Below are 25,987 nucleotides of genomic sequence, written 5' to 3'. Positions count from 1 at the left end.
CATCCGCGGCCACGCCGGGCCATCCCACCACCCGCCTGAAACGGACGAGGAGACCCGCCCAATCATGCCCGACCCGGCACCACTCATCACCGGTGTTGCAGCCCGCGACATGGCCAACCGGTACAACCGGGCCGACTTCAAGGCCTGGGCGCGCCGCGCGCACTCCACCGGGGGCTGTGCCCAACCGGTCCACCTGCGTGGCCGCGTCACTCACTTGGACCCGCAGACCGGCGAGATCCTGCGCCACTACTCCACTGCGCGGGAACCGGGCGGGGCGCTGCGGGTGGCCTGCAAAACCCGGCGCGCGTCCCGATGCCCGGCCTGCGCCGAGACCTACCGCGCCGACACCTACCAACTCGTCCGCGCGGGCCTGGTCGGCGGCAAGGGCGTCCCGGACACTGTCACGGCGCATCCGGCGGCGTTCGTCACCCTGACCGCGCCCTCCTTCGGCCCGGTCCACACCCGGCGTACCGGTAAGGGCGGGGGCGTGGTGGCCTGCCGTCCTCGGCGGGGTGGCGGGACGTGCCCGCATGGGCGGCCGGTGTCCTGCACCGTCCGGCACTCCGATGGGGACCCGCGACTCGGGCAACCGATCTGCCCCGATTGCTTCGACTACGCCGGGGCCGTGCTGTGGAACGCGCACGCCCCGGAACTATGGCGCCGGTTCACCCTGGCCTTCCGCCGGTACGTCGCGCGGTCGGCGGGCCTGCGGGTGTCCGACCTGCGGGACGTGCTCACGGTCTCGTTCGCCAAGGTCGCCGAATATCAGCGGCGCGGCCTGGTCCACTTCCACGCGGTCATCCGCCTCGACGGACCCGGCGGCCCCGACGCTCCGCCTCCGGCCTGGGCGTCCCTCGACCTGCTCAAGGCGGCCGTGGACCACGCGGCGGGCGCGGTCACGGTGTCGACTCCTGCGGCCGGGGACGTCCCGGCCACAGAGCACGTGTGGGGCTCACAGATCGACGTACGCCCCATCACCACCTCGGGGGAACTGACGGATAGCGCGGTGGCGGGCTACATCGCCAAATACGCCACCAAGGCCGCCGAATGCGTCGGCACCCTCGACCGCCGCATACGCCCCACCGACGACCTAGCCGACCTCCCCGTGTCCGGCCACGCGCGGCGGCTCATCGCCGAATGCCTGCGCCTGGCTGCAATCGAGGAATACGCCGGGCTGCGCCTCGCCGAGTGGGCCCACATGCTCGGCTTCCGCGGCCACTTCTCCACCAAATCCCGCCGCTACTCCACCACCCTCGGCCGCCTGCGCGCCGCACGCATCGAACACAGCCAGCGCGAACACGCTGACGAGATCACGACCGGTCGTCTGCCCTTCGACGACGACCAGGTCCTTGTGATTGCGCACTGGCGCTACCTCGGCCAAGGGATGACGCCCGGCGAAGCACTGCTCACCGCTGCCCTCACCGGTAAGCCCATGCCTCCTCTCGACCCGTCCACCTCGCCACTAGGGAGCACGTGTTGACCGACCTGGTCCTGACCGTCGACGAAGCGGCCGAACGCCTGCGCGTGAGCCGCTGGACGCTCTACAACCTCATCCGCTCCAACCAGCTCCGAACGGTCAAGATCGGCCGCCGCCGCCTCGTCCCCGTCAACGCCCTCGCCGAATGCCTCGACAAGCTCTCGGAGGTTGCTGCCTGATGACCACAACGGCGCTCGGGACTCCCGACGAACCAGAACGGCCACGGTCCCGCAAGAGGCGTAGCAAGCGGGGGAACGGTGAGGGGAGCATCTGGCTCCGCAAGGATGGCCGGTACGGCTTCGCCGCCTACGTCCCCACCACCGCCGGCACCCTCAAGCGCGTCCAGGGGTACGCCCGGTCCCACGATGACGCTCGCAAGAAGCTGACCAAGCTTCTGGAGCAGGCCGACCAGGGCATCCCGGTCTCGTCCGAGAGTTGGACGGTGGCGGAGTACCTGGCGTACTGGCTCAAGAACGTCGTCCAGGTCGAGCGGCGGCCCAAGACGTACCAGGGATACGAGGGGGCCGTCCGCCGGTACCTGGTCCCGGAACTGGGCAATAGGCGGCTCGGCAAGCTCACCGCTCGTGACGTGCGCCTGGCCTTCACCCGGATCCGGGAGGCGTGCCAGTGCTGCCGCAACGGCTGGGACGACGCTCGGGAGGTGCCGCGCTGCTGCTCGCTCAAGGGTGGTGAGTGCTGCGGCTCCCGGCTGTCGCCGCGCATGGTCCAGTTCGTACACGCGGTCCTGCGCAACGCTCTGCAGACGGCCGTTCGGGAAGAGATCATCCCGCGCAATGTCGCCAAGCTCGTCACCGTCTCCACGCCCAAATACGGGGTCAATCGGGGCCTCACGGTCGACCAGGTGCGGGACGTCCTCAAGGCGGCCCAGGACGAACGGCTCTACGCCCTGTACGTCCTGGCGCTCTGCCTCGGCCTGCGGCGCGGCGAGTTGCTCGGGCTGCGCTGGGAAGACGTGCGGCTCGTCGGCTGCCGGGCCTGCGGCGGTGAGGGCGGCACCCTCGACGGCGACCCGTGCGGCCGGTGCACAGAATCCGGTGTCGAGTCGGCCACGCTCGAAGTCGTCCAGACGCTGCAACGGGTCGGGGGAGCGCTGCGGTTCGTCCCGCCCAAGACGGTCGACTCCAAGCGCACGGTCCCGCTCCCGGATCTGTGCATCACCGCGCTATGCGAACACCGGGTGAAGCAGGATGCCGAACGGGCCGACGCTTGGCCGGACTGGCAGGATCACGGGCTCGTCTTCCCGTCCCGCCTCGGCACTCCCATGGAGCCGGACAACCTTCGCCGTAGCTGGGGCCGCATCCGCGCGGCGGCCGGACTCGACGGCGTCCGCTTCCATGACATGCGGCACACCTGCGTCACGCTGCTCCTGGACCTCGGCGTCCCGCCGCACATCGTCCGGGACATCGTCGGTCACAGCGACATCGGGGTGACCATGACGATTTACGCTCATGCGGCCGTCGACGAGAAGCGGGCGGCGCTTCGGAAGCTGGGGGATGCGCTCGGCTGAGGCCGTTGCTGTCACCGTTGCTGTCAAAAGGCCCGGAACCTGGTGTGGTTCCGGGCCTTTTGGCTGGTCGTGAGAGTGGGCAGGGGCGGGGTCGAACCGCCGACCTTCCGCTTTTCAGGCGGACGCTCGTACCGACTGAGCTACCTGCCCAGGACGCGTGGTGCGTCTGGCGGTCCTGACGGGATTTGAACCCGCGGCCTCCACCTTGACAGGGTGGCGAGCACTCCTAACTGCTCCACAGGACCTTGCTGCTCCGAGCTTAGCGGCTTCGGAGGGGTGTCTTGGCCGGTTGCCCCGGCGTTTGGCACGTCCGAGAGCATACGCGATGGCTGAGGGCGGCGCCAACTCGTTAACGGGGGAGGTCGCGGGGGATAGAGCGGTAACGGAGAGGCATCGGGTGAATGCGGGTTGCTGGCGGGTGCTACGCGTTTGCGGCTTGGGGTCCTAGTCTGTCCGGGTTGCGCAACCGTGCGTGACCGGAGGGTGGCGCCGTTCTGTGTCAGGACGGCCTTAGAAGGGAGGTCGGCGTGGTCGCAAAGCTCCCAGACCAGAGCGCCGAGGACTACCAGAGAGGGCTCGGTACGCGGCAGATCCAGATGCTGGCGATCGGGGGGACGATCGGCACCGGGCTGTTCCTCGGGGCCGGGGAGAACATCGCCAAGGCGGGGCCGAGCCTGATCCTGACGTACGCGGTGGCCGGGCTGGCGCTGTTCTTCGTCATGCGGGCGCTCGGCGAGCTGCTGACGTACCGGCGGACGGAGGGTGGTTTCGCCGGGTATGCCCGGGAGTTCCTGGGGCCGTTCTGGGGCTACGCCACGACCTGGACGTACTGGATTATCTGGGTGACGACCGGCATGGCGGAGCTGACCGCGGCCGGCAAGTACATCCAGAAGTGGTGGCCGGGGGTCGAGCAGTGGCAGACGGCGCTGGTGGCGTTGGTCGTGCTGTTCGTGGTGAACCTGATCTCGGTGAAGCTCTTCGGTGAGCTGGAGTTCTGGTTCGCGGCGATCAAGATCGCGGCGATCGTGATGATGATCCTCGTGGGGATCGGGGTGCTGGTCTTCGGGTTCAGCGACGCGGGCGACACGGCGGGGGTCGGGAATCTGTGGGATCACGGTGGTGTGTTCCCCGAGGGGTACTCGGCCACGATCATGACGCTGCAGATGGTGATGTTCGCCTATCTCGGTGTCGAGCTGGTGGGTGTGACGGCCAGCGAGGCCAAGGATCCGGAGCGGAACATTCCGCGGGCGATCAATGCGCTGCCGCTGCGGTTCGCGCTGTTCTACCTCGGGTCGCTGCTGGTCATCCTGGCTGTGGTGCCGTGGACGGCCTTCAAGGGCGGCGCTAGTCCGTTCGTGTTGGCGTTCGACAAGATCGGCATTCCGGGCGGGGGCGACATCGTCAACTTCGTGGTGCTGACCGCTGCGCTGTCGTCGTGCAACGCGGGCGGGCTGTACTCGACGTCCAGGATGCTCAGGACGGCCGGAGTCAACGGTGATGGGCCGAAGGTGCTCTCGCGGTTGAACGGGCGTGGGGTTCCTGTACTGACGGTCGTCATTTCGGCGCTCGTCATGGGAATCGGGGTCGTCGTCAACGCGATCGTGCCGGACAAGGCGTTCGGGTACATCACGTCGGTTTCGACCGGTGGTGCCCTACTGGTGTGGACCGTGATTCTGGTCGCGCACATGATTTACCGGCGGCGGGCTACGGCTGGGGTGCTTCCTAGGTCGTACTACCGGATGCCTTGGGCGCCCTACAGCAGTTGGGTCGTGCTGGCGTTCTTCGTGTTCGTCACGGTGACGATCGCGTGGGAGGCCGATACACGGGTCGCGTTGTACGTGATGGCCGCGTGGGTCGCGCTCATCGTGATCGGGTGGCCGTTCGTCCGGCGTAACTCGCAGGGCGCCGAGACGAAGGTGGCGGTGGAGAGCGCCAGCGCCTGACCTCCGTGGGATGATCCCGTATGGCGGTTCCATCCCTCCGGAGGCGCGCGTGACCAGCAAGCTAGAGATCCGTGTGCGCTGGGTCCTGCTGGTCGTGGTCGGCGTGGCGAACGTCATCGGTTCGCTGGTCGTGCTGCTTTTCGCGACGTTCGTCGTGCCCGACCCACCGCTGGACGACCGCGACTACGTCCACATGGTGAACGCGGTGGCGTTCTTCAGTTATCCGGTGGTGGCCGCTCCGGTGGCGCTGCTCATGGGGTTGTGGCTATGGCGGCCCGTCGTCATGTTCGTCCGGGATGGTGGAGAGCCTGATCGGCAGCAGCGGCGGGCCGTCTTGCTGGGGCCGCTCCGGTTGACGATGCTCATCGGTGCCTTGTGGACGGTCGGTGCCCTTGGGTGGGCGGTGCTCGATTTGGTGCTGTTCACTGGGCGGCTGGCCGTGAAGACCGGGTTGACGTGTTTGCTTGGTGCGGGGACGACCTGCACGATCGTGTACCTGCTGTCGGAGCGGCTGCTGCGGCCGGCGGCTGCGCTCGTGTTGGGGACGGAACGTCCGAAAAGGTTCAGGCTGCCCGGTGTGACGACGCGGGTGATGCTGGCTTGGGCGCTCGGGACGGCGATCCCGGTGTTCGGGCTGATCTGCGTCGCGATCGCCGCGCTGGCCGCGCCGGACATCAACGTCGAGCAGCTTGCGATCACCATCCTCGGGCTCGGCGGGGTGGCGATCCTGGCCGGGGTCTATGTCACCTATATGGCGACTCGGGCGATCGCGGATCCGATCAAGGCCGTCCGGAAGGGGATGGCGCAGGTCGAGCGGGGCGATCTGGGCGCCGAGGTCGCGGTGTACGACGCGAGCGAGGTCGGGCAGCTGCAGGCCGGGTTCAACCACATGGTCGCCGGGCTGCGGGAGAACGAGCGGCTGCGCGACCTGTTCGGCCGGCATGTCGGCGAGGAGGTCGCGGACCTGGCGCTGGAGCGCGGCGACATCACGCTCGGCGGCGAGACGCGCGAGGTGGCGGTGCTGTTCGTCGACCTGACCGGGTCGACCCGGCTCGCCGACACCCGGAGCCCGGACGAGGTCGTCGGGCTGCTCAACCGGTTCTTCGGCGTCGTGGTGACGGTGATCGCGAAGCACGGCGGCTGGATCAACAAGTTCGAGGGGGACGCGGCGCTGGCGATCTTCGGGGCGCCGACGCAGCTGGAGGACTCGGCCGGCGGGGCGCTCGGCGCGGCCCGCGAGCTGGCGGTCCGGCTGCGCGCCGAGGTGCCGATGCTGGACGCGGGGATCGGCGTGTCCGCGGGCCCGGTCGTCGCCGGGTACATCGGCGCGGAGGAGCGGTTCGAGTACACGGTGATCGGCGATCCGGTGAACGAGGCGGCGCGGCTCAGCGATCTGGCGAAGGACGAGGGCGGGCGGGTACTGGCCTCGGCGGCCGTCCTGGACCTGGCGCATCTGGCCGAGTCGGACGAGTGGGACATCGGGCGGTCTGTCACGTTGCGCGGGCGGAGCCGTCCGACACGGCTCGGTACGCCGCGCCGTCCGCCCGAGGCAGGGGTCGATATCGAGCGGGTCGCCCGGCGTGTCCGGTTCCCGCGCCCGCTGCGGCGGAGCCGGCGGCTGCTGCTCGGCGCGCTGGTCCTCTCGAAGGCGGCCAAGAGCGCGCGTATGCCGGACAAGTCGGACGAGCCGGAGTAGCGTCGCCGCCGTTCTGGCGCCACGCGCCGTGTCCTCCCCGTCCCGGACGGGCCGGATGCGTATCGTCGCCGGGTGTACACGGTCTGCTACCGGCCCGTAACTCCGGTGTCATCGGACGGCCCGAGGGTTGGGGCGGACAGCCCCGCTCCCGAGAGGTGACAGATGCACCGACGGAATCGTCTCGCGCTCATGGCCGTGACGGCCACCACGGCCCTCGTCGTCCCGGCGACGGCCGCCGCCGCCGACCCCGGTCCCGAACCCGTCATCGCCCCGCAGCCCGGCGCACCGCGCCCCGGCGCCGCTCAGCCTGGCGCTACCCAGCCCGGCGCGGAGGCCGGCGGGCAGTCCGGCGCGCAGCCCGGCGCGGCGCAGCCCGATGCTGACCAGTCCGGCGCTGCGCAATCTGGCACTGACCAGCCTGGCTCACAGCCCGGTGCCGCCCAGCCCGGCTCGCAGCCGGGGGCCGCGCAGTCGGGGGCGCCGGAGCCGCGGCCGCGTGCCGGGACCGCGCTGCGCGAGCGGATCGTGGACGTCGCGCACCGCGGCGCGTCCGCCTACGCGCCGGAGAACACGATCGCCGCGTTCAAGCTGGCCAAGGCCAAGCACGCCGACATGTTCGAGCTGGACGTCCAGGAGACCAAGGACCACAAGCTCGTGATCATGCACGACACCACGCTGGCCAGGACGACGAACGTGGAGGACGTCTACCCCGACCGCAAGCCCTGGAAGATCGCCGACTTCACCCTCGCCGAGATCGAGAAGCTGGACGCGGGGTCGTGGTTCGCGGCGAAGTACAAGGGCGAGCGCGTCCCGACGCTGCCCCGGGTGCTGACCGCGATGCGCGGGAAGGGGCTCGGCATGCTGCTGGAGATCAAGAGCCCGGCCCTCTACCCGGGCATCGAGAAGCGCATCGCCGCGGCGCTGAAGCACGAGCGGTCCTGGCTCCGGCACGACCCGAGCGAGCGGCGCCTCGCCGTGCAGTCCTTCGACTGGGGCTCGGTGCGCCGCTTCCACGCCGTCCTGCCCAAGGTGCCGACCGGCCTGCTCGGCACCCCGAAGGCCGGTGACCTGCCGAAACTCGCCAAATACGCCGACCAGATCAACCCGACGTTCGGCGATCTGACCGCGTCCTACGTCAAGAAGGTGCACGCGTCCCGGATGGACGTGCTCACCTGGACGCTCAACGACCGCGGCGACATGGAGAAGGCCGTCCGCCTCGGCGTGGACGGGATCATCACCAACAAGCCGGACGTTCTGCGCCACGTCCTGAGGGCGCCCCGGACGCGCCAGGCAGAGGCCGCCTGATCAGGGAAGCAGCCGGCGGGCGTGGGCGGTCAGCGCCCGCGCCGCCGGGCTGCGCGGCCCCTCGGCGCGCCAGGCCAGCGCGATCCGCCCGCTCAACCGGGGCCGGACGATCGGCATCGCGTGCAGCGCGTCCGGCAGAGCGCGCGCGGCGGACTCGGGCAGGACGGCGACGCCGAGGCCGTGCGCGGCGATCTGCGCCAGCACGGGCGGCTCGCCGGCCTCGAACGCGATGCGCGGGCGCAGGCCGGCGTCCGCGAACGCCGTGTCCAGGACGGCCCGTACGCCGGTCCCTTTTGGCAGGCTGACCAGCGCCTCGTCGCCGAGCGCCCGCAGCGTGATCGTGGATCGGCGCGCCAGCGGGTGGTCGAGGTTGACGGCGGCGTAGAGGTCCTGCTCGATGACGACCCTGGTGGCGATGCCCTCGGGCGGCTCGGCGCCGAGGCTGAGGAACGCGAGGTCGACGCGTCCGGTGCGGAGCCCGTCGGTCAGGGTGTCGGTGTCCTCCTGAATGACCGTGATCTCCACGTCCGGGTGGTCGCGGTGGAATTCGGCGATCATGCCGGGTAGGTCGAGCGACCGGATCCAGTCGATGGTGCCGACCGTGACGTGCCCGCGCAGCAGCCCGGTCAGCTCGTCCACCGACAGCCGCGCGCCCTGGACGGCCGCGAGCGCCGCCCGCGCGTAGGGGAGGACGGCGGCGCCGACCTCGGTCAGCCGGACCGTCCGCCCGGACCGGTCCAGCAGCGGCTGGCCCAGCTCCCGCTCCAGTTGCCGGATCTGGGCGCTGACGCCCGGCTGGGCGACGTGCAGCCGGGCGGCGGCCTTGGTGAAGCTCGCCTCTTCGGTCACCGCGACGAAGTACTCCAGCTGGCGCAGCTCCATAACCGTCCATGCTAGCCGGACGTCGGTCCAGCGCCATGGCTTCTGGCCAGGCTCGGCCCGGCCGCGCGGGGGCCGGAGCCGTCGGCAACCATTTCTTTGGCTCTTCTTGGGGGCGTAACTGCAGTTCAGAGGACTGATTCCGGGCTGAGCGGTGAATACCTCACCTGCGGGAGGTCGGGTGTTCGGACGGCGCACATGGTCCATACGGGTGCGGATGACCGTCATTGCCGGAATGGTCACCGCGGTGATCTGCGCCATCGTGGCCACGCTGATCCTCGTGGAGGTGCGCGGCTCCGAGACCGACACCAAGCGCAGCCAGGCGACGGCCGCGGCGCTGCGGATCAGCTACGAGATGCGCCGCGGCCCGGTGCGCGGCGACCTCGGCGCGCCGGACGGCGTGGTCATCCAGGTCATGGACGAGCACCGGACGGTGATCGCGGGCACGCCGGGTCCGTCGCTGGACGGGCCGCCGATCGCCCGTTTCCTCCCGTCCAAGGCCCAGGTGTACGCCACCCGCAACGTCTGCTCGTCGGTGGACCTGCCGCGCTGCGCGTGGGTGATCGGCTTCCGCGTCTACCAGCCGGGCGGGGACTGGCTCGTCTACGCCGCCGCACCCACCGTCCCCTGGTACGTGGCCCCCGGCCTCATCATGCTGCTGGTCAGCGTCTCGCTGCTGGTGACCCTGCTGGCCTGCCTGCGCGCCTGGGGGACGGTCGACCAGACCCTCGCCCCGGTGGACGCGATCCGCGCCGAGCTCGCGGAGATCACCGCGCAGCAGTCGGGCCGCCGGGTCACGGTGCCGGCGAACCAGGACGAGATCAGGCGGCTCGCGGAGGCCGCGAACGCGACGCTCGACCGCCTCGACGGCGCGCTGGCCCGGCAGCGCAGCTTCACCTCCGACGCGTCCCACGACCTGCGCAGCCCGATCGCCGCGGCGCGCACGCAGATCGAGGAGGCCCTCCTCTTCCCCGACGACGTCGACTGGCCGCGGACGGCGCGGGGCGTCCTGCAGAGCCTGGAGCGGCTCCAGGCGATCGTCACGGACCTGCTCCAGCTGGCCCGGCTGGACGCCGCCGCCTGGAAGGACGTCGAGACGGTCGACCTCGGCGCCATGGTCACCATCGAGGTGGCGAGATCGGACCGGACGAAGCGGATCGTCCCGCACCTCCAGGAGGGCGTCACGGTGCGCGGCGACCGGCTCCGGCTCGTCCGCCTCTTCACGAACCTGCTGGACAACGCCGAGCGGCACGCCGAGACGCGAGTGGACGTCACGGTCCGGCGCACGGACGGCCAGGCCGTCCTGGAGGTGCTGGACGACGGGGCGGGCGTCGCCGAGGAGCAACGCGACCTCGTCTTCCAGCGGTTCGCCCGGCTGGAGGCCAGCAAGGCGCGCGACCCGGGCGGCACCGGCCTCGGCCTGCCCATCGCACGGGAGATCGCGCGGCTGCACGGCGGAAGCCTCACGATCGAGGACAGCATGCGCGGTGCCCGCTTCGTCCTGCGGCTTCCGCGGAATCCCCCGAACCGTCCCAACCACCACGCCTGACCGCCCGCACTGGGGCTGGACGCGGAAAACCCCGCGGCATCGGTGCGCGCGGGGTCGGCGGGGGGTGTGTGGGGCCCGCGCGGGGACGGGCCGGAGGCGGGCGCGTTACAAGGGTCCGATGGCGGATCGTGCGGGCAGGCCGCGCAGGTGGATCCAGCCTTCGATGTCCGTTTCCTTCACCCTGCAGGCGATCGGCTCGTATTCGTCGGCGTTCACGTAGCCGGGGCTGTGGGCGATGACGGAGTCGTAGACGAACCTCGACGCGATGACGCCGAGGTCGGCGCCGGTCGCGGCGAGCCTCGCCTTCAGCGGGGCGGCGTCGAGGAGCCGGGCCGCGTTGATGATCGTCCAGCCGGACATGCCGGGCGGATCGGGCACCACCGGGCCGACGTCCATGGCGACCCTGAGCTGGATGCGGACCGCCTCGCTCGACCGGTGGTTGTGCCGCCGCAGCCGCAGCCCCAGCGCGGCGATCATGGGGTCGATGACGGCGGCGGTCGGCATCTCGGGCGGGACGACGATCAGCGCGCCGTCGCCGCGGTCCTCGCTGTAGCAGGCGTCCCACGGCACGCCCGACTCCTCGAACGACTCCCGCAGGGCCGTGTACATGGCGCGCCGCACCTCGATCCGGTCGTCCTCGTCACGGACGCGCGAACTGAAACCGGCGATGTCGGTGTACACGATCGTGCAGTTCCGTCCCGCCCACGACGCGCCTTTGGGGGCGGACGAAGCGATCGCCATGTGCCCTTGGCGTGGGACGTGCACGGTCGCCGCAGGGCCAGTCTGCGGCTCCCAGGAAGTGTCGTACGTCTCCGCCACGTAGCCCCACCCATCGGTGTGGGGTCCGGCTATGGGACGCGGGCCGGTCGTGCCGTGCCGGTTGCTTGCGTGACGCCGGGTGCTCGGCCGTTGCCTTCCGGTCGCACCATGCGGTCCGGTTCTGTGTCCCGCAGGGGACGCGCCGTACGGAGTGGGTGGTGTGTGCTGCGTGGCGGGTGGCGCGGGCGTGGGCGCGTAGGGGGAGTGCGGCCAGAGCGGAGGTATCGGTATGTAGGCCGTCGCGTAGGCCTGGTGTGTGACGTACTGGACGGGAGGGCCATACGAGTACGCGTGGCCCACCTCGCCGTTCTGTGGGTCGTCCATCGAACCCGACTGCTCGGTGAGCCGGTTGTACATCTCGCGTTCCAGGACGGCGACCACCCGCGGATGGTTGCTCAGGTAGGTGACGAACTGCTGCGTTGTCAGGCTCAGCGCGTGCAGCGGCTCCATCGCGACGATGGTCGCCGAGCGTTGGCGCAGCATCAGCGCGGCGCGCTCGCCGATGATGTCGCCGGGACCGCGGAAGGCGATGATGCGCTCGCGTCCGTCCCGCTCCACGCAGACGCGCACCGTGCCGGACTTGATCACGATGGTGTGGTCGGCGGCCTGCCCCTCCTCCCACAGCACCGCGCCGGCCGGGTACACGACCTCCTGCGCGGTCGCGAGGAACTCGGCCCGTTCGATGGTGGTGAGCGAGAGCCAGAATCCGGGCCGCTTGGACGGCCCGTCCGGCTGGACTACCGTGTTCTCCAGGCCTTTGTGCGCGGCCTCGCCGCGTGGCGGCGGGGGAGCGACGGCGTGCGTCTCCGGGAGGACGATCTGGTCCGGGTCGTGCCGGCGGTCGTGTTCGCCCATCAGCACACCCGCCTCACGATCGACCGGACGGAGTTGGTGGGGTGGACGTCAAAGGTCGGGGGATGGATCTGCTGTCTTGACATGTCAGGGACCCCATGCCTCGAATCGCGACTTCGGTTCCCTGCGCGATGCCCGGGATCGTCCGGCACCGGATCGCGGTGGCCGAAGTCGCTTCACCTATAGCCCGTTCCGCGAGATCGCGGTTAGACTGGGTGAGTCCGCAGAAAACGTTTTGGCAGGTCAGCCCGGATCTTTCTGCGTTTCCGCAGGGTATCTGCGCAGGCCCGCCGGCGCGCTTTCGCGCGGCTCCGGGAGTCGCTCTCCACTTTCGTCGATCGTCTTGGCTGCCAACCGGTGATCGGCCGAAAGTGGCGGGCGACTCTGTTGTTGCGGCCGGTATTGGTTCGTGTTCCTGGCCTCCCCGTTCGTGCTTTCTGCTGCTGCGGCGCCCCGTGGCGGGTGGCCCGTGGCCGGACCACCCCGTGGGCCCGGGTCCGCCGGTGGCGAGTGCCCCGGCCAGGGGACACGCCGTCCCGCCGGGAACCTCACCCTGCGTCAAGATCGTCGGCGCCGGAGGTGGCACCGCGTCCCGTTGCACAACGTCGTCTGTTATTCTGCTACCTAGCACATTACAACATAGTCGCGAGGTATGCAGCAGTCTGGAAGCTTCCGACACGGGTTTTGGGCGATATGACGGGGTCTGGCGCATGGCGCGAAGATCGCATGACCAAGAAATGTGGCGCTGTGGTGCCAAGCGGGATGTCGGGTCCCGGTTTGCCATGTAGCATCCAGGCTGGTGGCACTAACTACTTAGAGTGAGCGAACACGATGTCCAGTGACCAGGGGCCGATCGTCCAGAGTGCGCTGCTGCGCTCGGAACTCGTCCGGCTGCGCAAGGAGAAGAAGCTGACGCAGGAGCAGGTCGCGCGCCAGCTTGAGTGGTCCCCGTCCAAGCTCATCAGGGTCGAAGGCGGAAAGAACGCCATCACCCGGACCGACCTGCAGGCCCTGCTCGGCGTGTACGACGTCACCTCCGAGGGGCGCCAGGAGCGGCTGCAGGCGCTGGCCCGCGGCGCCCGCGAGCCGGCCTGGTGGAACGCCTACCGCGGCGATCTCGACCCCACCTTCCTCAACTACGTCGGGTACTCGGCGGGCGCGGCCTTCATGCGCCAGTTCCACGGGACGGTGATCCCCGGGCTCATCCAGACGCCCGAGTACGCCGAGGTCCTGTCGACCGGCAAGTCGTCCGAGCGGTCGCGGGTCCTCGCGGCGAAGCTGCGCATCCAGCGGCAGCAGGAGCTCGCCAAGCGGGAGAACCCGCCGCGCCAGCACTACATCATCGACGAGGCGGTCGTCCGCCGGCATGTCGGCATCAGGAGCGACCCCGCGATCATGCCGGCCCAGCTCAACCACATCGCCGACCTGGCGGAGCGCGACGATGTGACGGTGCGGGTCGTCCCCTTCAGCGCGGGCGCGCACCTGGGGCTGGAAGGGCCGTTCACCATCCTGGAGTTCGAGGGCGACCTGGCCGACGTCCTCTACCTGGAGGGACGTCCGGGAGCCAGCCTGATGATCACCGGCGAGGACGACCGGATCCCCGAGTACCGCGACACCTTCGAACTCCTGCTGGAGCAGGCGCTGCCGGCCGACCAGTCGATCGCGCTCATCCGGACCGCCGCCGAAGACCTCATGGCCTGACTGAGCGACCGCAACTCGATTCCACCGGAGGTGAGGGCCGCAGCGGACATCCGACAAGGCGAGTGGCCGTCATAACACGCAGCGTGATCTTGTGTTCCCTTGTAGGCGGGATAACTGGAACCGTTTACACTCGTGATCGGGAAATTATCCACAAGGTCGTGGTTTGTCGTGCCCTGCTCGGTGCTCGTCCGGCGGGTGTTCTCGGCCGAACGGTTGGCGAGACGGCACCCGCCGGCAATGGACGGAGGTTGCTGGATGGTCTACCGGTCGACTCGCGGAGCCGCGTTGAACTGGCGGAAGAGCAGCGCGAGCTCCGACGATAGCGCCTGTGTCGAGTTGGCGGCGCTCGGCTCGTCGGTGCTGGTCCGCGACTCGCGCGATCACTCCGCGGGCGTCATCGCTCTTCGCCCCGCCCAATGGAATGCGCTCGTGGACGCCGTCCGGGGCGGCGATCTGGATCTGGTCTGAGTCACGTGACTCATTTTCCCCGCCCCCGTCAGAGGTTATTGACCATTGCCGCTTTCTGACGCCTTTACCGGCGATCTTTGACAACCGCGGGCGCCGCCCGGCCGGCGCCGGGGCCGGGCCCTGAGTTCGGCGCTGCTTGGACGGCCGAGGAACTCCCGCCCATCCCCGCCGGGTCTGAGCAACAACCGCGTATGCCGCCCGCCACAGGGCCGCCCCTGTGGCGGGCGCCGTCGCCTCGCCGCGCGACGTCCGCGATCCGCCGCACCGTGAGATCCCGCGCGCTGCCGTCAACGTGTCCCCCTGCGTCGTCCCGCGCGATTCCCCGCAGCCGGCCGCCGTGAGCGTCTCTGACGCCGCTCCGCTTCTTCCCATGCCGCTCCGCGCACCCTGGACGGCCTCCGGCGACGTGCCGGGCGTGACCTCCTCGCCGAGGGCCTTCGACCTGCCGGAGACCTCACCGGAGATCCAGGCTCGGCCCGATCGCTGTGTCCTTGTCCTTGTGGGGTGCAGATCGCCGCGCGTCGGGCTCGGCGCAAATGGCCGGTTAATGATCTTTTCCCCTGCGACAATCGATCTTCCGGGAAAAGACGGAATTTGGGACTATTGCAAGGGTTACTTGTGAGTGTAGTCCAAGTTGAGACAATGTGGCTGGCATCATCGACAACACCCGTCGCGTCCCAATGGGTACGGGGAAGAGGGCACATCAAGATCACCTGAGTGGAACGGAAAAAACGATCTATGGCACCGACCGTGCTGGTCGAGATTTCAGAGTCGAACGCCGACGCGGCGCGGCTGGACCAGATGACTCGCCGGCTTCTGGGCGACCTGCGAAGACATGGACTTCAGATCGAGCGCCCTGCCGTCCAGGCGCCGGACGGTGCGAAATCGGGATCGGCGGTGGCCGTCGCGAGCCTGCTCGTGGCGCTCGCCGGAACGCCCGCTGCGAATGCTCTCGTCAACGGGATATTCGCCTGGTTGGGGCCCCGAAGAGCGAGCGTGAAGATCAGTTGCGGTGACGGCTCGATCGAGCTGTCCGCCGCGACCGCGGAGGAACAGCGACGACTCATCGAATGGCTGCGAACATGTCACGAGGAAACACGGGAACGGGAACAGGGCGGCCGAGAAGGCTAGCGCTTCTGGTGGCCTCCGACCGCTACGACGACCCGGATCTCGGTTCGCTGCGCTCGCCCGTGCACGATGTGACGGCCCTTGCCGCCGTCCTGGCGGATCCGCGCATAGGCGGGTTCAAGGTCGACCAGGTGTTCAACCGGCAGGCGCATGAGGTCAACGCCGCGATCGAGGACTTCTTCTGCGACAAGCAGCCCGACGATGTGCTGCTGCTCTACGTGTCCTGTCACGGAGTGAAGGACGATGGGGGACGGCTCTACTTCGCCACGTCCAACACGCGGGTCAGAAGGCTCGGCTCGACGGGAATCGCATCGTCGTTCGTGAGCGAGCAGATGACGAACAGCATGTCCCGCAACATCGTCCTGCTTCTGGACTGCTGCTACAGCGGGGCGTTCGTCGAGGGAATGGTCGTGCGCGGCGGCGGCAGCGTCGGCATCAACGAGAGGCTGAGCGGCTCCGGCAGGGCGATCCTCTCCTCGTCGTCGGCGCTGGAGTACTCGTTCGAGCTCGACAGGCAGCGTGTGACCAAGGAGATCACGCAGGTCGGGGCGGAGAGCCGGGGTGGTGACGGCCCGTCGGTCTTCACCGAGGCGCTGGTGCGCGGCCTCACGACCGGGAGGGCCGACCGGAACCGCGACGGGCGCATCTCCATAGACGAGTTGTACGACTACACGTTCACGGAGGTCACCGCCGTCAATCCGAATCAGACGCCGACCAAGTTCTCCGATGTGAGCGGGGAGTTGATCGTCGCGTACAGCCCCGGGACCGTCCGTCCGGCGCAGTTGCCGGACGAGGTGTCCTCGGCGATCGAGCATCCTCTGGCCCGCGTGCGCGCCGCGTCCGTCAGTACGCTCAGGGACCTGGCTCTGAAAGGCGACGATGTCGGGCGACTGGCCTACGGACGGCTGAAGGCACTGCTCAATGACGACAGCCGCATGGTGACGTCCACTGCGGAGGCGGCCATCGTGGAGATCGAGCGCGCCCGTCCTTTCCCGCGAGTCGACAGCGCGCCCTTCCATGGGGCGATGGGTCATCCACAGCCTGTGGAAACGTGGACGCCGCCGACCATGCCAGCTTCCGTGAACTCGTCCCCGCCCCCGCTTCCGTGGCAGCCGTCAACTCCGCCCCCGGTTTCTGTAACGGGTGACGGCCATGGCGAGCCACTTCACGGAAGATCGGTGCTGGCGTACTTCATGCCGTTCTTCACCAGCCTGCTGCTCCTGTTCAGCCGGAGCCGGGAAATCAGGTTCCACGCGGTTCAATGCGCGCTCATCGATCTGCTGACCATGGTCTACATGGTCGCTGGGATGATTCCTATCGCGATCTATTCCAGCATTAGGTACGGTTCCGACGAGATTCCCAACGATGACGTTCCCTTCAACGTCTTCATGGTGTCGTTCATGGTGCTTCCCCTCGTACTGCGTATCTACTGCCTGGTCGAACTCGCCCGGAAAGGAACGGTCCGGGTGAAGTTCCTCGGTGCTTTGGCGAATCGTGCCGCCGGGAGGCCGCCGGCGGGCGGGCGGAGCGCCCAGTCGATCGGTGGGCCCTGGCGCGGGTGAGCCCTGGCTCATCGCCTCAGTAGAGGAAGGGGATGTGGATCTGGTCGGCGCCGGTTAGGGCGGTACCGGGAGACCGGCCCAGGAGCCAGGCGAGAAGGGCCGATCCGGGGCCCGTCACGAGGTGGTCACCGTTGCCGTGGTCTTGGCCGGTGTCGGTGGTGTGCAGGCGAAGGTTCGGGGCGTTGTCGCGGCGGGCGAAGGCGGCGGTGACGCTGGTCAGTTGGCGGCTGGTGAAGTCGGGCGGCCAGTCGTCGGGGGTGAAACCGGCATCGAGGTCCACGTGGTGGATGAGGACTTCGGTGAGGCGTGCGTCGGCGGCGCGGGCGGCCGGGTGGCGGGCGCCTGTGGTCCATTGGACGGTCCGGTCCCATGCCTTGTCCGGCATGAGGGTGAAGGCTTCGGCGAATCGGCCGGCGCTTTGGCGGACGTCCTCCAGGAGGGCGCGGGCGGGGCGGCCGGCGCCCGCTTCTATCTCGGCGGCGCGGGCGTCCAGGCTCGGGTACTCGTACGACTCGACGCCGGTGCGGGCCCAGGTGAGCAGGCGGGTGCCGCCGTCGGCGTTGCGGGCGACGTGGGTGAGGACGTGCCCGCGCGTCCAGCCGGGGAGGAGGGACGGCGCGCGCACGTGGGAATCGTCCAGCTGTGCCGCGGTTGTCAGGAAGGCCGTCGTTGCGGCGGTGATCTCAGTGAGGGTGATCATGCGAAGGCGGCGGGAGTGGCACCCATTCGAAGCCGTCCGGGTCGGTGAAGGGCCCGGCGTCGCTGCCGATCGCGAGCCGGTGCGATCCGGTGCCGTCGGGAGTGACGCCGGCGGCCTCGGCGAGGGCGGGACGCTTGTTGAGCGACAGCTTGATGGGACTCGACGGGTCGGCGAACTCGACGTACTTGCGTCCGTAGCTCTTCGTCGCGGTCAGGCCGTGGTCGACGTAGAAGCGCTTGCTGGCGGCGACGTCCGCCACTCCCAGTTGGAGCACGGTTTCGTCGATCTGCCGGGTGGGCGGGGCGGTGTTCTTCTTCGATGAGGACGCGACCGTCCAGATGGTCCCGTCCGGGGCCTGGACGACACCGCCGTAGCCCCAAAGGGACTTCGCGGCCGGTTTCAGCGCCGTCGCACCGGCTTCAACGGCGGCGTCGATGAGGTTGTCGACGTTGGCTGGCTGGGACGCGATGAGCGACATCGTGAACCCGCGGAAGCCGGTCGTCGGTGCGTCCGATGCTCGCAGGCGCAGCTTGGTGCCCATATCGAAGGCGGCGGTGTAGAAGCGGTCGGCGGCCGTGGGGTCGCCCACTTCAAGGGTGACGAATTCGACGGAAGCCATAGGGGTCACAGTAGGTGGGCTCGGGCCTCCGCGCTTCTCGATTGCTGATCGGTCTGTGCACGTTTTGCCCACGTACGGCAGTCGCTGTGCGGGGGCGAGGGTCAGCGGACGCCGCGTGGGCGGAACTGGATGCTGATTCGGGGACCGGTGACTCGGGCGCTCTTCGGGATGGCGTGCTCCCATGTCCGCTGGCAGCTGCCGCCCATCACGATGAGGTCGCCATGGCCCAGTTCGTGGCGGATCGTCTGGCCGCCGCCGCGCGGGCGAAGCGTGAGGCTTCGCGGTGTGCCGACCGACAGGATCGCCACCATCGTGTCGTGGGTGGCGCCACGGCCGGTGGTGTCGCCGTGCCATGCCACGCTGTCGCGGCCGTCCCGGTACAGGCAGAGGCCGGCGGTGCGGAACGGCTCACCGAGTTCGTCGGCGTAGTGGTCGTTGAGCGCTGTCTTCGCTTCGTCCAGGACGGAATCGGGGAGCGGCGTGCCCTCGTCGTAGAAGGCAAGCAGGCGGGGGACGTCCACGACCCGCTCGTACATGCGTCGCCTTTCGGCACGCCATGGGACGGACGTCAGCAGGCGCTCGAACAGTGCGTCCGCGCCGGGAATCCAGCCGGGCAGGACGTCCACCCAGGCGCTGCGGGCCAGCCGCGTGCGCCGCGCCGACGTCAGCGGACGCGGGCCGCTCTCGTCCGTGGAGTCCAGCAGCGAGCCTTGGAACATGCCGCCACTGTACCGGTTTCAGTCAAACATGTGTTCGATCTAGGTCGGGTAGTGTGTTCTGTCGGTGGCGGATCGTAGTCTTCCCGCGTGATGGGGGAACTGCCGCGACCGGCGAAGGCGCTCGTGTGCGTCCGGGTGATCAACCAGCTCGGCGCATACGTGATGTCGTTCCTCGCCGTGCTCGCGGGCGCCGACCTCGCCGCGGCGGCGCTGGCCGTCTTCGGGCTGGCGGCACTGGTCTCGCGCTGGCTCGGCGGCGTACTGCTCGACAGGTTCGCGCCGCGGACGCTCATCGTCGCCGGCCTGGCGTCAACGGGCATCGCGCTGCTGGTTCTCGCCGTCGCACAGGGGCCCGTGCAGGTCTTAACTGCGGTCGCACTGGTCGGGTTGACGTTCGAGATCCAGGAGCCCGCGACCCAGGAGTCGCTCGCCAGGGTCAGCGGACGGCGCGGCGACCTGTACGGCCTGCTCGGCACGTCGCTGGTCGCCGCGGGCGCGGTCGGCGGCCTGCTCGCCGCCGTCCTGCTGCCGCTCGGCGCGCGCTGGCTCGCCGTCGTGGACGGGACGACGTGCCTGCTGGCGGCAGGTGTGGCCGCCGTGTTCGTCGAACGAGGACCTCCGACAAAGCGGACACCGGGAGTTCGCTGGCGGCCGTCCAGGCGACTGCTTCGGCTGACCGTAGCGGGCACGGTGTTCGGGTGCGGCTACCTGGCCGTGCTGATGTTCATGCCGCTCGTCCTACTCCAGCGGGGTGCGCCCGCGTGGCTTCCCGGTCTGACGCTGACCGGCGCCGCGCTGCTGGCGCCCTTGACCGGGCGTCTGGGACGCCGTCGCTTGGACGTGTTCGAACACGAGCACGTCCTCGTCGTCGGGAGTGGTGTGCTCGGCGTGCTCGCGCTTGTACTGACGGTCGGCCAGGCCGTCCCGCTCACGGTCGCGGCGTACCTGGCGTGGGCGGTCGCTGACAGCGTCCTGCAGGGCCGCTGGCAGGCGATGATCGCCGACGTCGCGCCCGAGGCGGAAAGGCCCCGCTGGTTCGCGTTCTTCGGATCGTCGTGGGGCGTCGCCCAATCAGCCGTGCCAGGCCTGGTGGCATTGGCGGGCGCAGCCATGCCGGTCGGAGCAGCCGCATTCCTGCTGACCCCGACCGCCCTGCGCCGCCCCCGCGCCGGCCCTGGCGCCGGTCGGACGGCCCCCGGAGCCGAGTCTGCCAACACGCTGTGTGCGGACGAGAGCGTGGAAGAACGCCCCACACACCCTTCGTGACGTCCTGGAAGACTCCCGCGCTCGTCCCGCAACCACCCGCGGCGCAGGGCCTGGACGAGATTGTGACGGGGGCGGCGACGAGCCTGGCGGGCCTGCGACGGGGCCTGGCGGGCCTGCGACGAGCCCGGCGGGCCTGCGACGGGGCCTGACGGGCTCTGCGACGGGGCCTGACGGGCTCTGCGACGGGGCCTAGCCGGGACTTGGACGGGGCCTGGCCGGGACTTGGACGGAGCGGCGACGGGCCTGGGCGGGGCTCCGGCGGGTGGTTGTGCGGGATCGGTCGCGGGCTGTTCTTGGCCAGGTGGAGCACGCCTGGTTGGGCGGTGGTGTGCGGGGACGTGGCATCGGCCCGGGTCAGAAGTCGTTGAGGAGGTCCTTGAGGAAGGTGGTGGTGCGGGCGGGGCGGGCGGCGCGGATCGCGAGCAGGTCCATGATCTTCTGGTACTGGGCGGCCTCGTCCCCTTCGGGGTAGCGGGCGCTGGTCAGTTGCTCCAGGTAGACCATGTCGTCCAGGTCGTGCTCGGCGAAGCGGACGATGGTGATCGGTCCGCCGAGGGCCAGGTGCCCGCCGGCCGAGAACGGCAGGACCTGCAGCCGCACGTTCGGCATGCCCTCCGACACCGTGATGAGGTGCTCGATCTGGGCGCGCATCGTGGCCGGCCCGCCGAACGGCCTGCGGAGCGCCGCCTCGTCGATCACCGCCCACAGCGTTGTCGCGCCGACCGGACGGTGCAGGATCTTCTGCCTGGTCATCCGGACGGCGAGCCGTCGTTCGAGCCCGTCGTACGGGGCGTCATGGTGTTCGAGCCCGATGACGGCCCGCGCATAGTCGCGTGTCTGTAAGAGGCCGGGGATGTACTGCACCTCATAGGTGCGGACGGTCGTCGCCGACTGCTCCAGCCCGAGGTACTGCTCGAACCAGTTCGGCAGCACGTCGCCGTAGCTCTGCCACCAGCCGGGTTTCTTCGCCGCCTGGACGAGTTCGATGAAGCTCGCGCGTTCGTCCTCGTCCTGGACGCCGTAGAGGTCGAGCAGGTCGAGGACGTCGCGGACCTTGAAACCGTGCCGTCCCAGCTCAAGCCGGCTCATCTTGGACGCCGACGAGCGGATCGCGTCCCCCGCCTCCGCCCGTCCGATCCCTTTCCTCTATCGCATCCGCCGGAGCCGTGCCCCGATCTGCATGCGCAACGCGGTCGGACTGGCCTGCCGATTGTCCAGCACAAGGTCTCCAGCGTCCCGTACGTTCCGACAACCCTCGGAGGGTCTCACAGGCAATGGCGGACGCGCAGGAAACCTTCGGACAGAGATATGTAACCGCGGAAGGGAAAACGGGAACGTTCCAAACAGGCCAATTAGGCCGTCACCGCCGCGAAACCAGCAGGTCCAGATCGGCCCGCGGCACCCGCGCCCGCTCGGCGACCCGGTCGCGGTCGGTGCCGGCCTGGCCGACGATCTCGATCGCCCGGGTCAGCATCGTGGGCTGCTCAAGGGGCTTCACCGGCCCCGGCTCCTGCCGCCGCCAGCCGCGCGAGCTCATGGTGCTCATCGCGTTCCGGTACGCGGGCTCCTTCATGATCCCGAGCGTGCGGGCCCGGTAGAGGAGCGCCGCCATGCTGACCCCCCAGGTCGTTTTGAGGTGGGCGAGGCGGTCCCAGTCGGGGGCGGCGGGCAATTCGGCGGCGATGTCCTGCTCGGGCATGAGGAATTCGGCCGCGAACCTGTGCGCCTGGTCTTCGACGACCTTTTCACCGGGTTCGGCGTCCGCGTGCATGACCAAATGTCCCAGTTCATGGGCCGCGTCGAATCTGTTGCGCCAGTAGTCGCCCTTGGCCGGGTTGAAGAAGACCATAGGCCTCGGGTGGATGCCCACGCTGAACGCGTCGACCCGCTCGGCCGCCTGCGGCAGAACGAGGACGATCACGCCATGCGTTTCGAGGAGCCGGACGACGTGCGGTACCGGGCCGGGCTGTTCAAGGAGGGCCTTGCGGGTCAGCCGGGCGGCCTCGATGGGGCCGGGGCCGGCGATCTCGTCCGGTGACACCGGATATTCGGGGAGGTCGACTTCAGGGAAGTCGACGAGGTCTTCGAGGGCGGCGACGATGTCGGTGGCAATGCGTCCGTAGGCGAGGGCCTGGTCCCGCTCGATCTGGCTGGTGGACCTGAGCGACCGGAAATGAGCGCCGTCCATGGAAACGGGGCTGCGTCCGCTCTGAAAGAACACGACCGGCACTCCGAGCGCGATGGCGAGCCGTTTCATCGTCATCTCGTCTGGGTGATGGACGCCGGCCTCGTACCGTCCGATCGCTTTCGGCGTCGTCCCGACGGTGTCCGCGAGCTGGTTCTTGCGCATCCCCCTGAGCCGCCGGGCCAGCGTCAGCCGCTCGCAGTCGAACAGCACCCTGCGCCATCCTTTGCTAGGCCGTCTTCGTCTCCCCGCGGAGCCGCATGGGGACGTCGTTTTCCTTGTCGTCCCAGAGCGGCATCGTCCGCTCGACGAGCTTACGACGTGGATCGGGCCCGATGGTGTCGTCCAGCTGCTTCACCCAGTGCCAGGCCGTCCCGCCGTCGGCGTTCCACCGGGGTCGGCCCAGGAAGAGTTCCATTTCGAGGGGTTCGTCGGTGGCGCTGTGCGCGAGAACCAAGGTCACGACGCCGGGCGTGTCGTGCGGCTCCAGGCCGAGGGGCAGCGTCAGCTGCGGGTCTTCGATATATCCCTGTCGCGCTACTGCCTGCTTGGTGGGGCTGTCCCGATCCCACCGAAGCCCTTGGACGTTCCCGAACTCGTGCCGCTTGAGCAGGACGCGATAGGGCCCGTACCGCCAGCCGGGCGAACCGTTCAGATCGTCCCGGACGACCTGCTTCGCCAACTCGCCACGGCCGAAGACGCGGTCGAGGTGGCTCGCCAGCGTTTCGAACGCGCCGACGCCGTACGTCCGCTCCTTGAACCCTGCGGCGCGGCTCAATCCATTGAAGAGTGCGAGCGTCGCCTCGCGGTGAGCCTCCCGCACCCCATGCAGGAAGCCCGCCGCCAAGAGCTCGTCCCAAGCAACCCGGTCCTCAGCCACCCGTCCACCCTAGGCAGGACGTCGGACATTACGAGCGCCCTGCGTCCCGAAGGGGCCGATCTGGGCCTTGCCTACGCCACGCAGGTCAGGTTTGCTCGACAAGAAATGGTCGGCGTGCTGCTGGTTTCACCCCCCGCATACGCAACCTACGCGGAGACAGAATGAAGGCCATCGTCCACGAGACCTACGGCTCACTCGACGTCCTGGAACTCAAGGAGATTGATAGGGCACGGCCCAAGTCCAAGGAAGTGTTGTTACGCGTGCGCGCGGCGGGCCTCCATATAGGTGACTGTTTCACCGTGCGGGGTGTGCCACTGCCAATCCGCCTGGCCGTGGGCCTGCGCAAGCCGAGGCACGGGATTCCGGGACGCGACGTGGCGGGCGAGGTGGAAGCGGTCGGCGACGCCGTGACGCGGTTCCAACCGGGCGACGAGGTGTTCGGCACGTCCAACGGTTCGTGCGCGGAGTACACGTGCGCCCGGGAAGACCGGCTCGTCTTGAAGCCTGCCAGTCTCACCTTCGAGCAGGCAGCGGCCATACCGACCTCAGCGGTCACTGCGCTGCGCGCCATCCGCGATGTAGGAGCGGTGGAATCGAGCCGGAAGGTCCTGATCAATGGCGCATCTGGAGGCGTGGGTACGTTCGCCGTACAGATCGCCGCATCATATGGAGCGGACGTGACCGGTGTGTGCGGCCCGGCGAACGCGGACCTGCTGCGGTCACTCGGCGCCGACCATGTGATCGACTACACCCGAGAGAATTTCACTACGGGCGAGCGGCGATACGACCTCATCCTCGACAACGTGGAGAACCACTCCCTGGCCGACTGCCGACGCGCTCTCGCACCGACCGGACCCCTGATTCGCAACAACGGCACTGGCAGCCTGATTCAGCCGCTCCTGCTCTCACCCTTCACCCGCCAGAAACTGCGAAGGTACATCGCGACCTCGAACCGCCAGCATCTGGCCGAACTGACCGAACTCATCGAATCAGGGAAGCCGGCGCCGGTCGTCGGTAAGACGTACCCGCTCGCCGAGACCCCTGGCCGCCCTGTGCCATATCGAGACCGGACGCGCCCGCGAAAAGGTCGTCATCGTCCCGTAGCGCGATCAAGCCGCACCCTCAAGCAGTTCCTTCAACCGCTGATGGCTGGCAGGAGCGGCCTTGGCAGCCATACGCCGGACCATGGGCACCAGGGCTGCGGCCATCCCACGTCCGTCGAAGTCGAGCCCGAAGGTCACCCGGCACCGGCCGACGCCGAGCGACTCGACACCCACAGTGGCGTTCGGACGCACCGGCCCATCCACACCCTGAGCCGCCCAACTGCGCGGCGGCACGTTCTCGGTGATCTCTTGGGTCATACTCCGCTCAGCACCACCGACCTTCCGCACGGTGGTGAAGCGCGAGCCAACCCGATTCCCCTCGACGCTGACATCCATCACGTCCAGCTGCCACTCGGGGAACTTCGTGGGGTCGACCACGTAGGCGAACACCTCGTCCGCCGCCCGGTTGATCTCGATGCTGTTCACAAAAGCGCCCATGTCTCCTCCCGATGAAGTCACATTCGCCCCGAACGATCCGTCATGGGTATGACGGACCCGACGGGAGGGATGTGACCGTGCAGGACGAACAACTCGCGAAACGGTTCGAGGCTGACCGTCCGCGCCTCGTCGCGCTCGCCTACCGGATGCTCGGCTCACCGGCCGAGGCGCACGATGCGGTCCAGGACGCGTGGCTGCGCTTGTCTGGCACCAACACCGACCGCATCGAGAACCTCAGCGGATGGCTGACGACCACCGTCGCCCACATCTGCATCGACATGCTGCGCACCCGGACGTCCCGCCGAGAGGACCCATTGGACGAGCCGCGCCTCCCCGAGCCGCTGATTACCCAGGAAAGCTCTGACCCAGAAGAACAGGCCCTACTCGCCGACGCGGTAGGCGTAGCCATGCTCGTCGTCCTCGACACCCTGACACCCGCCGAACGCCTGGCCTTCGTCTTGCACGACCTGTTCCAGATGCCGTTCGACGAGATAGCCCGCATCCTCAACCGCTCCTCAACGGCCACGAGACAACTGGCCAGCCGAGCTCGCCGCCGCGTCCGCTCGGCCCCTGTCCCGGACCCGGACATGAGCCGCCAACGCGCCGTAGTGGACGCCTTCCTGACCGCTTCTAAGAACGGCGACCTAGAGGCCCTGGTCGCGACCCTCGCCCCCGATATCATCCTGCACGCCGAGGCCGACGGCGAGTACGTGCACCTCCGAGGCGCCACAACGATCGCCGAGCGCGCAATCGCCTTCTCCTTCCGCTCAGAGTTCGCCCGCCCAGCCCTGATCAACGGCGCCGCAGGCCTCATAGTCGCCACCGAAGACGAACCAATAGCCGTAATGGCCTTCACCGTCGTCAACAACAAGATCGCCGAACTAGACATCTACGCCGACCCCACCCGCCTCACCATGCTGACCCCCCGATCCTCGGAACGCCCTGACCCTCGTCCAGCCGACCCCTGCGCAGCGATGGAACGGTGTCCATTCACGGGGTGAGCCGTGATCAGGCTGTGGTTGTGGGTGGGAGCCAGGGGTTGCGGGCGAGTGCGGCGTGGATGGCGTCGATGGGCCGGACGCCGTGGTTGCGTGCGCTGATGAGGTAGGTGCGCAGGCGGCAGTAGCGGGTGAGGGTGGCCAGGGTGTGCCAGTAGCCGGAGACCTTCTG

At 69.0% G+C, this 25,987-nt stretch carries 22 protein-coding genes, 2 tRNA genes and 1 pseudogene; 14 read left to right on the top strand and 11 right to left on the bottom strand.

What is annotated here, in order from left to right; translation table 11 throughout:
• The first annotated feature begins 64 nt into the window (after nt 1-64).
• The 3 genes from HUX53_RS16765 to HUX53_RS16755 are packed head-to-tail and all read left to right on the top strand — an operon-like array spanning nt 65 to nt 3,005.
• On the top strand, nt 65-1,480 hold the full coding sequence (locus HUX53_RS16765; protein ID WP_176404132.1) for a replication initiator: 1,416 nt from the start codon (nt 65-67) through the stop codon (nt 1,478-1,480).
• Nucleotides 1,474-1,656, top strand: a complete 183-nt coding sequence (locus tag HUX53_RS16760) for a helix-turn-helix domain-containing protein (RefSeq protein ID WP_309237274.1) — start codon at nt 1,474-1,476, stop codon at nt 1,654-1,656. The genes HUX53_RS16765 and HUX53_RS16760 overlap by 7 nt, the downstream gene beginning before the upstream one ends.
• Nucleotides 1,656-3,005 carry a site-specific integrase gene (locus HUX53_RS16755; protein ID WP_176404130.1) on the top strand — a complete coding sequence of 450 codons (1,350 nt, stop codon included), beginning with the start codon at nt 1,656-1,658 and terminating at the stop codon, nt 3,003-3,005. Before HUX53_RS16760 ends, HUX53_RS16755 begins: the two co-directional genes overlap by 1 nt.
• Nucleotides 3,006-3,081: 76 nt before the next feature.
• Here the strand turns inward: HUX53_RS16755 and HUX53_RS16750 are convergent.
• Nucleotides 3,082-3,155 (bottom strand) — tRNA-Phe (locus HUX53_RS16750).
• A gap of 17 nt (nt 3,156-3,172) precedes the next feature.
• Nucleotides 3,173-3,250 (bottom strand) — tRNA-Asp (locus tag HUX53_RS16745).
• A 282-nt stretch (nt 3,251-3,532) separates the two neighbouring features.
• Here HUX53_RS16745 and HUX53_RS16740 point away from each other — a divergent pair.
• The 3 genes from HUX53_RS16740 (at nt 3,533) to HUX53_RS16730 (ending at nt 7,949) form a co-directional block, all read left to right on the top strand.
• Nucleotides 3,533-4,948, top strand: coding sequence for an amino acid permease (locus tag HUX53_RS16740; RefSeq protein WP_217919519.1), 1,416 nt, complete (start codon nt 3,533-3,535; stop codon nt 4,946-4,948).
• A 49-nt stretch (nt 4,949-4,997) separates the two neighbouring features.
• On the top strand, nt 4,998-6,644 hold the full coding sequence (locus HUX53_RS16735; RefSeq protein WP_309237273.1) for an adenylate/guanylate cyclase domain-containing protein: 1,647 nt from the start codon (nt 4,998-5,000) through the stop codon (nt 6,642-6,644).
• A 189-nt stretch (nt 6,645-6,833) separates the two neighbouring features.
• Nucleotides 6,834-7,949 (top strand): glycerophosphodiester phosphodiesterase family protein, encoded by a 1,116-nt coding sequence (locus HUX53_RS16730; protein ID WP_217919517.1) that lies wholly within the window; start codon nt 6,834-6,836, stop codon nt 7,947-7,949.
• Here the strand turns inward: HUX53_RS16730 and HUX53_RS16725 are convergent, their stop codons facing one another.
• Complete coding sequence (locus tag HUX53_RS16725; protein ID WP_176404129.1) at nt 7,950-8,831, bottom strand: LysR family transcriptional regulator; 882 nt, start codon at nt 8,829-8,831, stop codon at nt 7,950-7,952. It lies immediately after the preceding gene.
• Nucleotides 8,832-9,045: 214 nt separating this feature from the next.
• Here HUX53_RS16725 and HUX53_RS16720 point away from each other — a divergent pair, with 214 nt between their 5' ends.
• Complete coding sequence (locus tag HUX53_RS16720; RefSeq protein ID WP_176404128.1) at nt 9,046-10,377, top strand: HAMP domain-containing sensor histidine kinase; 1,332 nt, start codon at nt 9,046-9,048, stop codon at nt 10,375-10,377.
• Nucleotides 10,378-10,482: 105 nt separating this feature from the next.
• Here the strand turns inward: HUX53_RS16720 and HUX53_RS16715 are convergent, their stop codons facing one another.
• Entirely contained in the window at nt 10,483-12,051 is a 1,569-nt protein-coding gene (locus tag HUX53_RS16715; protein ID WP_176404127.1) for a cyclic nucleotide-binding domain-containing protein, read from the bottom strand.
• An 828-nt stretch (nt 12,052-12,879) separates the two neighbouring features.
• Between HUX53_RS16715 and HUX53_RS16710 the strand changes: the two genes are divergently transcribed.
• The 4 genes from HUX53_RS16710 to HUX53_RS16695 all read left to right on the top strand — a co-directional run bounded on the left by HUX53_RS16710 (nt 12,880) and on the right by HUX53_RS16695 (nt 16,907).
• Nucleotides 12,880-13,749 (top strand): helix-turn-helix transcriptional regulator, encoded by an 870-nt coding sequence (locus HUX53_RS16710; RefSeq protein ID WP_176404126.1) that lies wholly within the window; start codon nt 12,880-12,882, stop codon nt 13,747-13,749.
• A gap of 285 nt (nt 13,750-14,034) precedes the next feature.
• Nucleotides 14,035-14,217 carry a DUF397 domain-containing protein gene (locus HUX53_RS16705; protein WP_176404125.1) on the top strand — a complete coding sequence of 61 codons (183 nt, stop codon included), beginning with the start codon at nt 14,035-14,037 and terminating at the stop codon, nt 14,215-14,217.
• A 750-nt stretch (nt 14,218-14,967) separates the two neighbouring features.
• Nucleotides 14,968-15,348 (top strand): hypothetical protein, encoded by a 381-nt coding sequence (locus HUX53_RS16700; protein ID WP_176404124.1) that lies wholly within the window; start codon nt 14,968-14,970, stop codon nt 15,346-15,348.
• A gap of 8 nt (nt 15,349-15,356) precedes the next feature.
• Complete coding sequence (locus HUX53_RS16695) at nt 15,357-16,907, top strand: caspase family protein (RefSeq protein ID WP_176404123.1); 1,551 nt, start codon at nt 15,357-15,359, stop codon at nt 16,905-16,907.
• A gap of 16 nt (nt 16,908-16,923) precedes the next feature.
• Here the strand turns inward: HUX53_RS16695 and HUX53_RS16690 are convergent, their stop codons facing one another.
• From HUX53_RS16690 to HUX53_RS16680, 3 genes are all read right to left on the bottom strand, one after another.
• Nucleotides 16,924-17,607 carry a maleylpyruvate isomerase family mycothiol-dependent enzyme gene (locus tag HUX53_RS16690; protein WP_176404122.1) on the bottom strand — a complete coding sequence of 228 codons (684 nt, stop codon included), beginning with the start codon at nt 17,605-17,607 and terminating at the stop codon, nt 16,924-16,926.
• Nucleotides 17,591-18,226, bottom strand: a complete 636-nt coding sequence (locus HUX53_RS16685) for a VOC family protein (protein WP_176404121.1) — start codon at nt 18,224-18,226, stop codon at nt 17,591-17,593. Before HUX53_RS16685 ends, HUX53_RS16690 begins: the two co-directional genes overlap by 17 nt.
• Before the next feature lie 101 nt (nt 18,227-18,327).
• Nucleotides 18,328-18,945, bottom strand: coding sequence for an alpha-ketoglutarate-dependent dioxygenase AlkB (locus HUX53_RS16680; protein WP_176404120.1), 618 nt, complete (start codon nt 18,943-18,945; stop codon nt 18,328-18,330).
• A 90-nt stretch (nt 18,946-19,035) separates the two neighbouring features.
• Between HUX53_RS16680 and HUX53_RS16675 the strand changes: the two genes are divergently transcribed.
• Nucleotides 19,036-20,211 (top strand): MFS transporter, encoded by a 1,176-nt coding sequence (locus HUX53_RS16675; RefSeq protein WP_255205328.1) that lies wholly within the window; start codon nt 19,036-19,038, stop codon nt 20,209-20,211.
• 354 nt (nt 20,212-20,565) lie between these two features.
• Here the strand turns inward: HUX53_RS16675 and HUX53_RS16670 are convergent, their stop codons facing one another.
• From HUX53_RS16670 to HUX53_RS16660, 3 genes are all read right to left on the bottom strand, one after another.
• Nucleotides 20,566-21,348: a helix-turn-helix transcriptional regulator gene (locus HUX53_RS16670; RefSeq protein WP_309237275.1), complete on the bottom strand. Its 783-nt coding sequence runs from the start codon at nt 21,346-21,348 to the stop codon at nt 20,566-20,568.
• Between the two features lie 223 nt (nt 21,349-21,571).
• Nucleotides 21,572-22,609 (bottom strand): XRE family transcriptional regulator, encoded by a 1,038-nt coding sequence (locus HUX53_RS16665; RefSeq protein WP_309237272.1) that lies wholly within the window; start codon nt 22,607-22,609, stop codon nt 21,572-21,574.
• A gap of 16 nt (nt 22,610-22,625) precedes the next feature.
• Nucleotides 22,626-23,276 (bottom strand): hypothetical protein, encoded by a 651-nt coding sequence (locus HUX53_RS16660; RefSeq protein ID WP_176404118.1) that lies wholly within the window; start codon nt 23,274-23,276, stop codon nt 22,626-22,628.
• Nucleotides 23,277-23,437: 161 nt separating this feature from the next.
• Here HUX53_RS16660 and HUX53_RS43050 point away from each other — a divergent pair.
• Nucleotides 23,438-24,256 (top strand): annotated as a pseudogene (locus HUX53_RS43050) (NAD(P)-dependent alcohol dehydrogenase); the annotation flags it as partial.
• A 129-nt stretch (nt 24,257-24,385) separates the two neighbouring features.
• On the opposite strand, the gene HUX53_RS43045 reads toward HUX53_RS43050, so the two are convergent.
• The gene (locus HUX53_RS43045; protein ID WP_176404117.1) at nt 24,386-24,817 is read right to left on the bottom strand and encodes an SRPBCC family protein; all 432 of its coding nucleotides are present in this window, start codon (nt 24,815-24,817) and stop codon (nt 24,386-24,388) included.
• Between the two features lie 71 nt (nt 24,818-24,888).
• On the opposite strand from HUX53_RS43045, the gene HUX53_RS16645 reads away from it, so the two are divergent.
• Nucleotides 24,889-25,818 (top strand): sigma-70 family RNA polymerase sigma factor, encoded by a 930-nt coding sequence (locus HUX53_RS16645; RefSeq protein WP_309237271.1) that lies wholly within the window; start codon nt 24,889-24,891, stop codon nt 25,816-25,818.
• Nucleotides 25,819-25,987: the final 169 nt, after the last annotated feature.

It is taken from the genome of Actinomadura sp. BRA 177, assembly GCF_013372625.1.
In the GTDB taxonomy this organism is placed as follows: domain Bacteria; phylum Actinomycetota; class Actinomycetes; order Streptosporangiales; family Streptosporangiaceae; genus Spirillospora.
Note: the sequence above shows the minus strand (reverse complement) of the source record. Positions and strands in the feature narration are given on the sequence as shown.

Bases quoted from the DNA above. Each gene is read 5' to 3' on its own strand.
- HUX53_RS16755 (WP_176404130.1), top strand. From the start codon at position 1,656: ATGACCACAACGGCGCTCGGGACTCCCGACGAACCAGAACGGCCACGG.
- HUX53_RS16680 (WP_176404120.1), bottom strand. From the start codon at position 18,945: ATGTTCCAAGGCTCGCTGCTGGACTCCACGGACGAGAGCGGCCCGCGT.
- HUX53_RS16720 (WP_176404128.1), top strand. From the start codon at position 9,046: ATGACCGTCATTGCCGGAATGGTCACCGCGGTGATCTGCGCCATCGTG.
- HUX53_RS16730 (WP_217919517.1), top strand. From the start codon at position 6,834: ATGGCCGTGACGGCCACCACGGCCCTCGTCGTCCCGGCGACGGCCGCC.
- HUX53_RS16685 (WP_176404121.1), bottom strand. From the start codon at position 18,226: ATGGCTTCCGTCGAATTCGTCACCCTTGAAGTGGGCGACCCCACGGCC.
- HUX53_RS16675 (WP_255205328.1), top strand. From the start codon at position 19,036: ATGGGGGAACTGCCGCGACCGGCGAAGGCGCTCGTGTGCGTCCGGGTG.
- HUX53_RS16715 (WP_176404127.1), bottom strand. From the start codon at position 12,051: ATGGGCGAACACGACCGCCGGCACGACCCGGACCAGATCGTCCTCCCG.
- HUX53_RS43045 (WP_176404117.1), bottom strand. From the start codon at position 24,817: ATGGGCGCTTTTGTGAACAGCATCGAGATCAACCGGGCGGCGGACGAG.
- HUX53_RS16690 (WP_176404122.1), bottom strand. From the start codon at position 17,607: ATGATCACCCTCACTGAGATCACCGCCGCAACGACGGCCTTCCTGACA.
- HUX53_RS16765 (WP_176404132.1), top strand. From the start codon at position 65: ATGCCCGACCCGGCACCACTCATCACCGGTGTTGCAGCCCGCGACATG.
- HUX53_RS16725 (WP_176404129.1), bottom strand. From the start codon at position 8,831: ATGGAGCTGCGCCAGCTGGAGTACTTCGTCGCGGTGACCGAAGAGGCG.
- HUX53_RS16710 (WP_176404126.1), top strand. From the start codon at position 12,880: ATGTCCAGTGACCAGGGGCCGATCGTCCAGAGTGCGCTGCTGCGCTCG.